Here is a 9,840-nt window from a genome sequence, read left to right as displayed (position 1 = left end):
GACCACGACCACATCGTCCCGTTCGACCACCACGACCCCGACGCGGGTGGCGCGTCGTGCGACTGCAACATCGCGCCCCTGTGTCGCCATCACCACCAGCTCAAGACCCACGCCGGGTGGCGCTACACGCCCCTCGAGAGGGGCACCTGGCTCTGGTCCGACCCCCACGGCCAACAGTTCCTCCGCGACCCCGACGGCACCACCGACGTCACCCCCACCGACCATCGCAGAGGCACAGGCTGCCGACACCAGGTCGACCGCCAATAGGCTGCCGCTGTGCCCGATCACTTGGCTGCCCGACTCGCCCGCCGGGACAGCGGATACCTGCTGTTCGGTCTCACCCCGCCGCGACGTTCGGTCGTTCCCGAGGAGGCGCAGCGGATCGCCGACGTCACCCTCGAACGCCTCGACGCGCTCGACCTGGACGGGTTGTTGCTCTACGACATTGTCGACGAGAGCGACCGGACCGACCAGAGCCGTCCGTTCCCCTATCTCCCGACCATCGACCCTGCCGACTACCTCGCGAACCACCTCAGCGCCTGGGAGCGGTCGGTCGTCGTCTATCGCTGCGTCGGCAAGTACACCCAACCCCAGCTGGAGACCTGGCTGCGTGACCAGGACCCCGAGCGGGTGTCCACCGTCTTCGTCGGAGCGGCCTCGCGGGAGCTCGCGGTGCAGACGACCCTGGCCGACGCCCAGGAGCTGCGGGGTCGAGCGAGGCCGGAGATCCTCCTGGGGGCCGTTGCGATCCCCGAGCGTCACGCGGCGGGGGCCGGGGAAGACGCCAGGCTGCTCGCCAAGGCGGAGCGCGGCTGTTCGTTCTTCATCACCCAGGTCGTCTACGACGCCCAGGCCGCCCGCAACCTGGTCTCCGACTACTACTACGCGTGCCGCGACCGCGGGACCGAGCCGGCGCCCATGATCTTCACGCTGTCCGTCTGCGGATCGCTCAGGACGCTCGAGTTCCTGCGCTGGCTGGGGGTGCAGGTGCCGCGATGGATGGAGAACTCCCTGCGCCACAGCGACGACACGCTCGAGGCGTCCTTGGCGCACTGCCTGGCGACGGCCCACGACCTCGCGCGGTTCTGCCGCTCGCTCGGGATGCCCTTCGGATTCAGCGTCGAGAGTGTCTCGATCCGCAAGGCCGAGATCGATGCCGCGATCACCCTCGCGCACCGGGTGCGTGCCGAGGTCCTTTGACCGACCAGGGGCGTGATCAGCCCAGGGCGTCCGGCTCCGGCAGCAGCGGCAGTCGCCGAGAGCTGACGAACGACCGCTCGGTGCCGTCGACCGGGTCCGTGAACGCCAGCTCGCTCGCGAGCAGCTGGAGCGGTCGGGAGAAGTCGTCGATGTCGGTCTCGTGGACGACGGGATAGAGCGGGTCGTCGACAATCGGGATGCCGAGACCGTGGAGGTGCAGGCGCAGCTGGTGGGTGCGCCCGGTGCGGGGCGTCAACCGATAGACCGCGAGGTCGTCGCCCACCCGGGACTCCAGCTCGACGAGCGTCTCCGCGTTCACCGGAGCACCCTCGACGACAGCGGCCTGCCACTCGCCGCGCGTCTTGTGGATGTGGTTGCGGACGGTGACAGGCAGGGCGAGGTCGGGGCGGAAGGGCGCGAGCGCGCGGTAGGTCTTGCGAACGGTGCCGTGCTCGAACATCACTTGGTAGGGCCCGCGCCAGCGCTTCTCGACGGCCAGCAGCAGCAGGCCCGAGGTCACCCGGTCGAGCCGGTGCAACGTCGAGACCTCGGGCAGTCCCAGCGAGTCCCGCAGCTTGACCACGACGCTCTGCAGGACGTGCTGGCCGCGGGGGATGGTGGACAGGAACGCCGGCTTGTCGACCACGATGATGCGCTCGTCGCGGTGCACGATCGTCAAGGAGCCCGGCACCTCGACCTCGTCGCGCAGGTCCCGGTGGAACCACACGAAGGTGTGCGGGCGGTAGGGATCGTCGGCGAGGACCGGGCTGCCGTCGCCGTACACGAAGCGCTCTGCGGCCAGGAAGGCGGAGACGTCGACGTGCGCCGGCAGCTTGTCCCTCAGCCAGGCGGCCATGGTCGGCCACGGTGGGGACGGCGCGGCCACCCGATCGGGAGTCCGCACCCACGCCGCGCTCAGGCCGTGGCGGGCGGGCAACGGCGAAAGAGGGGGCACCGTGGCGATGCTAGGGCCTGACAAGATGACGACGTGACCTACCAACTCAGTCCCGACCACCGCGCGAGTGCGATTTCGGCGATGATGACCACCGAGCTCGACGTGCTGGTCGTCGGCGGCGGCATCGTCGGCGCGGGCGCGGCGCTCGACGCCGTCACCCGCGGGCTGAGCGTCGGCCTGCTCGAGCAGCGAGACCTGGCCTCGGGCACGAGCTCGCGCAGCTCCAAGCTCGTCCACGGTGGGCTGCGCTACCTCGAGATGTTCGACTTCGCGCTGGTCAAGGAGGCCCTCGAGGAGCGCGGCCTGCTGCTCACGCAGCTCGCCCCCCACCTCGTGCGGCCGGTGCCGTTCCTCTACCCGCTCAAGCACGCGTGGGAGCGGCCCTACGTCGGCGCCGGCGTCGCGCTCTACGACGGTATGGCGATGACGGGCAAGTACGACATGGGCGTGCCCCGCCACAAGCACATCTTCCGCAAGCAGCTCTCGCGGATGGCCCCCGACATCAAGACCGACGAGCTGCACGGCGCGATCCGCTACTACGACTGCCAGGTCGACGACGCGCGACTCGTGATGACCATCGCGCGCACCGCGGCCAACAACGGCGCCCAGATCGCGACCCGCTGCAAGGTCACCGGCTTCCTGCGCGAGGGCGACCGCGTCGTCGGAGCGACCGCGCTCGACCTCGAGAACGACGTCGAGTTCGAGGTCCGCGCCAAGGTCGTCATCAACGCCGCCGGGGTGTGGACCGACGAGGTCCAGGTGCTCATCGGCGGCGACGCGACCCTCGACGTCGACGCGAGCAAGGGCATCCACCTGGTCGTCCCGCGCGACCGCATCCGTTCCGACTGCGGCTTCATCACGAAGACCGAGAAGTCGGTCCTCTTCGTCATCCCGTGGGGTGCCTTCTGGATCATCGGCACCACCGACACCCCCTGGGACCTCGACCTCGCGCACCCCTCGGCCAGCAAGACCGACATCGACTACGTCCTGGGCCACCTCAACGCGCTGCTGAAGGACCCGCTCGACCACCGCGACGTGGTCGGTGTCTATGCCGGCCTTCGGCCGCTTCTCAAGCCCGTCGTCAAGCGCCCCAAGGGCGACCTCGGCGAGACGACCAAGCTCTCGCGCGAGCACACCGTCGCCAACCCGGTGCCGGGCCTGGTCCTGATCGCGGGCGGCAAGCTCACGACCTACCGGGTCATGGCCAAGGACGCGGTCGACCACGCACTGCGTCCACAGGGAGGGGGCGACTTCCGGGTCGCGCCCCCCAGCATCACCGAGCGGGTGCCGCTCGTCGGTGCCTGGGGCTACGAGGCGCGCACCAACCAGCGCGTCGCCCTCTCCCGCGAGTCGGGCATCGAGATCGGCATGATCGACCACCTGCTCGGGCGCTACGGCGGCCTCGTCGACGAGGTGCTCGAGCTCGTCCGGTCCCGTCCCGAGCTGGCCGAGCCGCTCGAGGGCGCCCCGCTCTACCTCGCTGCCGAGGTCGTCTACGCCGTCACCCACGAGGGGGCGCGTCACCTCGACGACGTGCTCACGCGGCGTACGCGCATCTCGATCGAGACCTTCGACCGCGGCATCGCCTCCGCACGCCCGGCGGCCGACCTGATGGCGGGCGAGCTCGGCTGGAGCATCGAGCGCGCCGACGAGGAGGTCGACCACTACCTGCGCCGCGTCGAGGCGGAGCGCCAGTCCCAGCTCAAGATCACCGACCAGGAGGCCGACGAGGCGCGCGTGCAGGCGCCCGACATCGTCTGACGGGACGCGCGCCCCTCAGGCGCCCAGTGCAGTCGTGAGGTCGACGCGGCCGCCGTCGCGCTCCAGGCTCTGCTGGGTGCGCGCGATGGTGGCCGCGGACGGCACGACGTACGTCGCCAGCAGCCCCAGCGAGATCACGGCCCCCAGCAGGTAGAGCACGAGGCCGCCCTCGTCGGCGACGAAGGCGAGCGCGATCGAGGCGATCGCCGGAGTCTCGGCGATCGCCATCCGGCTGAAGGTGCCCGACTGGAACGCCTTCCGCGCCTGCTCGGCGGACTCCTCGCTCGTCGCACCCGGTGCGATGGCAGGAGCCCGGAAGCCCACGGACCGGATCAGCCCGGCCGCGCCGGCCCCGAGCGCCGCGACGACGGCGAGCCACAGCACGTCGGGCAGATCGGTGCGGCGGGGCAGGACGAACCACAGGGCGACGCCCATGATCACCAGGGAGCTCATGACGGCGCTGACCACGGTGCGCAGGGACGAAAGCATGGCGCGACCCTAGCCGTTTACAAAGATCTTTGATATGTCAAATGGCGGGACAATGTGACTGACGGGTAGCAGTGAGTGGGAGTGCGGCCTACGCTCGACACATGAGCGAGCAGAATTCATCCTCCGGTCACCTCGTCGACGGTCCCGCAGACCCCGAGCACGACCCGCGGGCGTCCTACGCCCTCGAGCCTGACTACGTCGCCGCTTTGACCGAGCGCGTCCTGACGTCCACGGGTGCCGCGACCCCTCTCGACTCACCCCTCAACGGCCAGCCGCTGGCCGTGATCCCGCAGTCGAGCCCCGACGACGTGGCCGAGGCATTCGTGCGCGCCCGCAAGGCGCAGGCGGCCTGGGCGAAGACGTCCATCGACGAGCGCGCCGCCGTGCTGCTGCGCTACCACGACCTGCTGCTCGAGCGGCAGGAGGAGCTCCTCGACCTGGTGGGCCTGGAGTCCGCCAAGTCGCGCAAGGACGCCTTCCTCGAGGTCGCCCACCTCGCGCTGACCGCTCGCTACTACGCGCGCACCGCCCACGACCACCTCGACACCCGCCGCGTCCCGGGCATGTTCCCGACGCTGACGCGCGCCGAGATCAACCGGGTGCCCAAGGGCGTCGTCGGCATCATCTCGCCGTGGAACTACCCGCTCACGATGGCCGTGTGCGACGGGCTGCCGGCGATCCTCGCGGGCAACGCCGTGGTCGCGAAGCCCGACGCGCAGACCATGCTGACCGCGCTGCTGGCCATCAAGCTGCTCGAGGAGGCCGGCATGCCGCGCGACCTCTGGCAGGTCGTCGCCGGCCCCGGTCGCGAGCTCGGCACCCCGATCATCCAGGGCTCCGACTACATCTGCTTCACCGGCTCCACGGCCACGGGCAAGCTGATCGCCGCCCAGTGCGCCGAGCGCCTCATCGGCTGCTCGCTCGAGCTCGGCGGCAAGAACCCGATGCTCGTCCTGCGCGACGCCTCCGTCGAGAAGGCGGCCGAGGGCGCCGTACGCGCCGTCTTCTCCAACGCCGGACAGCTCTGCGTCTCGATGGAGCGCCTCTATGTCGCCGACCAGGTCTACGACCGCTTCGTCGACCGGTTCGTGGCCCGCACGCAGGCCATGAGCCTGGGCGCCAGCCTCGAGTGGACCGTCGACATGGGCTCGCTCATCTCCCAGGACCAGCTCGACACCGTGCAGGCGCACGTCGACGACGCGGTCGCCAAGGGCGCGCGCGTGCTCACCGGCGGCAAGGCCCGTCCCGACCTCGGCCCGTTCTACTTCGAGCCGACCATCCTGGAGGGCGTCTCGCCCGACATGACCTGCTTCGGCCACGAGACCTTCGGGCCCGTCGTGTCGATCTACCGCTTCCACGACGAGGCCGACGCCGTCGCCCGCGCCAACGAGGGCACCTACGGCCTCAACGCCGCGATCTACACCCAGGACGGCAGCCGGGGGCGCGAGCTGGCCCGCCAGATCAAGTGCGGCACCGTCAACATCAACGAGGCCTACGGTGCGACCTTCGGCTCGCTCGCGGCGCCGATGGGCGGCATGCGCGAGTCCGGGATGGGCCGTCGCCAGGGCGCTGAGGGCATCCACCGCTACACCGAGGCCCAGTCGGTCGCGACCCAGCGGGTCATTCCGATCGCGCCCGTGTTCGGGATGTCGGAGAAGGCCAACGCCAAGGTGCTGACGGCCAGCCTGCGGGTGCTGAAGAAGCTGGGCCGGGCATGACCGAGCCGGTGCACTACGACGTCCTGGTCATCGGCTCGGGCTTCGGCGGCTCGGTCACCGCGCTGCGGCTGACCGAGAAGGGCTACAAGGTCGGCGTGCTCGAGGCCGGCGCCCGCTTCGAGGACGGCGACTTCCCCGCGACCTCCTTCGACGCCAAGCGCTTCCTCTTCGCGCCGGCGCTGGGGATGTACGGCATCCAGCGCATCGACATGGTCAAGGACTGCATGATCCTGGCCGGCGCGGGCGTCGGTGGCGGCTCCCTCGTCTACGCCAACACCCTCTACGAACCGCTCGATGCGTTCTACCGCGACCCGTCGTGGTCGCACATCACCGACTGGAAGTCCGAGCTGACTCCCTACTACGACCAGGCCAAGCGGATGCTCGGCGTCGTCGACACGCCGTGGCACACACCCTCCGACGAGGTGATGAAGCAGGTCGCCGAGGAAATGGGAGTGGCCGACACCTTCCACCCCACTCCGGTCGGGGTGTTCTTCGGTGGTCCCCAGGACCAGTCCGATCGTCAGGGCGTCTCGCACTCCGACCCCTACTTCGGTGGTGCCGGTCCCGAGCGCAACGCCTGCATCGGCTGCGGCGAGTGCATGACAGGTTGCCGCCACAACGCCAAGAACACCCTGGTGAAGAACTACCTCTACCTCGCCGAGCAGAACGGCGCCGTGGTGCACCCGCTGACCACGGTCACCCGCGTGGCCCCGCGCGCCGACGGCGGCTACACGATCGAGACGCGGTGGACCAAGGCCAAGCTCTCGCGGCGTACGGCGACCAAGACCTTCACCGCCGACCAGGTCGTCTTCGCGGCGGCCGCGCTCGGCACCCAGAAGCTCCTGCACAAGCTCAAGGGCGAGGGCGACCTGCCGCAGGTCAGCGACCGGCTCGGAGTACTGACCCGCACCAACTCCGAGGCGATCCTCGGCGCACTGGCGCCCGACCTCTCCACCGACTACACCGAGGGCGTGGCGATCACCTCGTCCTTCCACCCCGACGAGCACACCCACATCGAGCCGGTCCGCTACGGCAAGGGCTCCAACGCGATGGCCTTCATGCAGACCGTCCTCGCTGATGACGTGCCGGGGGAGGCCCGCCTCAAGACGTGGGGCAAGGAGCTGTGGAAGAAGCGACGCGAGGCCCTCGACCTCTACGACATGAAGCACTGGTCCGAGCGGACCATCGTCGCCCTCGTCATGCAGACCCTCGACAACTCGATCACCACCGTCGGGGTCAAGGGCCGCTTCGGCTGGCGGATGTCGTCCAAGCAGGGCCACGGCGAGCCCAACCCGACCTACATCCCGGTCGCCTACGACGCGGTCCGCCGGATGGCGAAGGTCATCAACGGCGAGCCGGGCGGCAACATCGGCGAGCCCTTCGAACGGCCCCTGACGGCGCACTTCATCGGCGGCTGCACGATCGGGGACAGCCCCGAGACCGGTGTGGTCGACGCCTACCAGCGCATGTACGGGCACCCGGGCGTCCACATCGCCGACGGCTCGGCGATCTCGGCCAACCTGGGCGTCAACCCGTCGCTGACGATCACGGCCCAGGCGGAGCGCGCCATGGCCTTCTGGCCCAACAAGGGCGAGGCCGACCCGAGGCCGGCCCTCGGCTCGGCCTACCAGCAGATCGCGCCCGTCGAGCCCAAGAACCCGGTCGTGCCCGTCGACGCGCCCGCCGCCCTGCGGCTGCCCATCGTCGGCGTCAGCTGAGCCATTTCGCGCGGAACTTTCCGCAATAACCGCGTAACCCACCGTGGTGGGGGTCGTTGCCAAGGAGAGAGACCCGGCAAGCAACGCTCCCTCCCAGTGGCCGGGTCTTTCGTTCCAGGCTCTGTCCAGCAGCGGCTCGGGACTACCCAGGGCCTGACCATCCTCCCTCCCCGGTCAGGCCCTGGTGCTATTTCTCGCGATGGTTGCGGCCCGGCCTGACGCTCAGCCGTCAATCCCCGGTCAGGTCCTGGTGCTATTTCCGAATAGACTCCGCGGGTGACCGCGAACCCAGACCACGACCTCGTCCTCGTCGTCGACTTCGGTGCCCAGTACGCCCAGCTGATCGCCCGCCGGGTGCGCGAGGCCAGGGTCTACTCCGAGATCGTTCCGCACTCGCTGCCGGTGGCCGACATGCTGGCCCGCAAGCCGAAGGCGATCATCCTCAGCGGCGGCCCGTCCTCGGTCTACGCCGATGGTGCGCCCCGCATCGACACCGCCATCTTCACGGCGGGGGTCCCGGTCTTCGGCATGTGCTACGGCTTCCAGCTGATGGCCAGCGGCCTCGGCGGCGAGGTCGCCCACACGGGTGCGCGTGAGTACGGCCGCACGCCCGTCTCCGTCACGACCCCCGGCACGCTCCTGGCCGGCATCCCCGAGACCCACAACGTGTGGATGTCGCACGGTGACTCCGTCGCCAGCGCCCCCGAGGGCTTCACGGTCCTGGCCTCGACCGACGTCACCCCGGTCGCCGCGTTCGAGGACGTCGCCCGCGGCCTGGCCGGCGTCCAGTGGCACCCGGAGGTGCTGCACTCCGAGCACGGCCAGCAGGTGCTCGAGCACTTCCTGCACGAGATCGCCGGCTGCCGCCAGACCTGGACGATGGTCAACATCGTCGAGGAGCAGGTCGAGCGGATCCGCGAGCAGATCGGTGAGAACGGACGCGCGATCTGCGCCCTGTCCGGTGGCGTCGACTCCGCTGTCGCCGCCGCGATCGTGCAGCGCGCGATCGGCGACCGCCTCACCTGCGTCTACGTCGACCACGGGATGATGCGCAAGGGCGAGACCGAGCAGGTCAAGCGTGACTTCGAGGAGGTCTTCGACGCCCTCGACGTGGTCGACGCGGCCGACCAGTTCCTCGACGCACTCGCCGGGGTCCACGACCCCGAGGAGAAGCGCAAGATCATCGGGCGCGAGTTCATCCGCACCTTCGAGGCGGCCGAGGTCCGTGTCTTCGGCGGCCTGGCCGGCGGCGACGCCACTGCGTGGCTCGTCCAGGGCACGCTCTACCCGGACGTCGTCGAGTCCGGCGGCGGCGCCGGCACCTCCACGATCAAGTCCCACCACAACGTCGGCGGCCTGCCCGACGACCTGCAGTTCGAGCTCGTCGAGCCGCTGCGCACGCTCTTCAAGGACGAGGTGCGCGCCGTCGGTGAGCAGCTCGGCCTGCCCTCCACGATGGTCTGGCGCCAGCCCTTCCCGGGTCCCGGCCTGGGCATCCGCATCATCGGCGAGGTGACCCGCGAGCGGCTCGACCTGCTCCGCGAGGCCGACGCGATCGCCCGCGAGGAGCTCACGCGTGCCGGACTCGACCGCGAGATCTGGCAGATGCCGGTCGTGCTGCTGGCGGACGTCCGCTCCGTCGGCGTACAAGGCGATGGCCGCACCTACGGCCACCCCGTCGTCCTGCGGCCCGTCACCTCCGAGGACGCGATGACCGCCGACTGGGCGCGGCTGCCCTACGAGGTGATGGAGAAGATCTCCACCCGCATCACCAACGAGGTCGCCGACATCAACCGCGTCACCATCGACATCACCTCCAAGCCGCCGGGCACCATCGAGTGGGAGTGAGCCGCGCGGTCCACCACCTCGACCTCTGGGTCGCCGACCTCCCGGTCGCGCTCGTCGTGGAGTGATCCAGGCTTGGACCGGTTCCTGGCCGCGCTACCGAACAGTCAGGGGGTCTCCACGAGGCAATGTCAATCGGTCGAAGCAATTTGGG

The 9,840-nt window shown here is 69.9% G+C and carries 7 protein-coding genes and 1 pseudogene; 6 read left to right on the top strand and 2 right to left on the bottom strand.

What is annotated here, in order from left to right; all coding sequences use genetic code 11:
• Window positions 1–267: pseudogene (locus CF8_RS23240) on the top strand (hypothetical protein); the annotation flags it as partial.
• Window positions 268–276: 9 nt separating this feature from the next.
• On the top strand, window positions 277–1,200 hold the full coding sequence (locus CF8_RS15090) for a methylenetetrahydrofolate reductase (protein WP_010833973.1): 924 nt from the start codon (window positions 277–279) through the stop codon (window positions 1,198–1,200).
• Between the two features lie 16 nt (window positions 1,201–1,216).
• Here the strand turns inward: CF8_RS15090 and CF8_RS15085 are convergent, their stop codons facing one another.
• The gene (locus CF8_RS15085) at window positions 1,217–2,056 is read right to left on the bottom strand and encodes a pseudouridine synthase (protein ID WP_010833972.1); all 840 of its coding nucleotides are present in this window, start codon (window positions 2,054–2,056) and stop codon (window positions 1,217–1,219) included.
• 180 nt (window positions 2,057–2,236) lie between these two features.
• On the opposite strand from CF8_RS15085, the gene CF8_RS15080 reads away from it, so the two are divergent.
• Entirely contained in the window at window positions 2,237–3,916 is a 1,680-nt protein-coding gene (locus CF8_RS15080; protein ID WP_051204529.1) for a glycerol-3-phosphate dehydrogenase/oxidase, read from the top strand.
• Window positions 3,917–3,931: 15 nt separating this feature from the next.
• Here CF8_RS15080 and CF8_RS15075 read toward each other — a convergent pair whose 3' ends face one another.
• A complete protein-coding gene (locus CF8_RS15075; protein WP_010833970.1) occupies window positions 3,932–4,405 on the bottom strand; it encodes a hypothetical protein in 474 nt (157 codons plus the stop codon).
• Window positions 4,406–4,506: 101 nt separating this feature from the next.
• Here CF8_RS15075 and CF8_RS15070 point away from each other — a divergent pair, with 101 nt between their 5' ends.
• The 3 genes from CF8_RS15070 (at window position 4,507) to guaA (ending at window position 9,689) form a co-directional block, all read left to right on the top strand.
• Window positions 4,507–6,123: a succinic semialdehyde dehydrogenase gene (locus CF8_RS15070; protein WP_010833969.1), complete on the top strand. Its 1,617-nt coding sequence runs from the start codon at window positions 4,507–4,509 to the stop codon at window positions 6,121–6,123.
• A complete protein-coding gene (locus CF8_RS15065; protein ID WP_010833968.1) occupies window positions 6,120–7,841 on the top strand; it encodes a GMC family oxidoreductase N-terminal domain-containing protein in 1,722 nt (573 codons plus the stop codon). Before CF8_RS15070 ends, CF8_RS15065 begins: the two co-directional genes overlap by 4 nt.
• A gap of 276 nt (window positions 7,842–8,117) precedes the next feature.
• A complete protein-coding gene (gene guaA / locus CF8_RS15060) occupies window positions 8,118–9,689 on the top strand; it encodes a glutamine-hydrolyzing GMP synthase (RefSeq protein WP_010833967.1) in 1,572 nt (523 codons plus the stop codon).
• Window positions 9,690–9,840 lie beyond the last annotated feature (151 nt).

Source organism: Nocardioides sp. CF8 (assembly GCF_000389985.1).
Taxonomy (GTDB): Bacteria; Actinomycetota; Actinomycetes; order Propionibacteriales; family Nocardioidaceae; genus Nocardioides; species Nocardioides allogilvus.
The sequence above is the reverse complement of the archived record's forward strand: the minus strand, read 5'-3'. Positions and strand labels throughout refer to the sequence as shown.

Coding starts and splice junctions, on each gene's coding strand:
- CF8_RS15075 (WP_010833970.1), bottom strand. CDS start 4,405: ATGCTTTCGTCCCTGCGCACCGTGGTCAGCGCCGTCATGAGCTCCCTG.
- CF8_RS15080 (WP_051204529.1), top strand. CDS start 2,237: ATGATGACCACCGAGCTCGACGTGCTGGTCGTCGGCGGCGGCATCGTC.
- CF8_RS15065 (WP_010833968.1), top strand. CDS start 6,120: ATGACCGAGCCGGTGCACTACGACGTCCTGGTCATCGGCTCGGGCTTC.
- CF8_RS15085 (WP_010833972.1), bottom strand. CDS start 2,056: ATGGCCGCCTGGCTGAGGGACAAGCTGCCGGCGCACGTCGACGTCTCC.
- CF8_RS15070 (WP_010833969.1), top strand. CDS start 4,507: ATGAGCGAGCAGAATTCATCCTCCGGTCACCTCGTCGACGGTCCCGCA.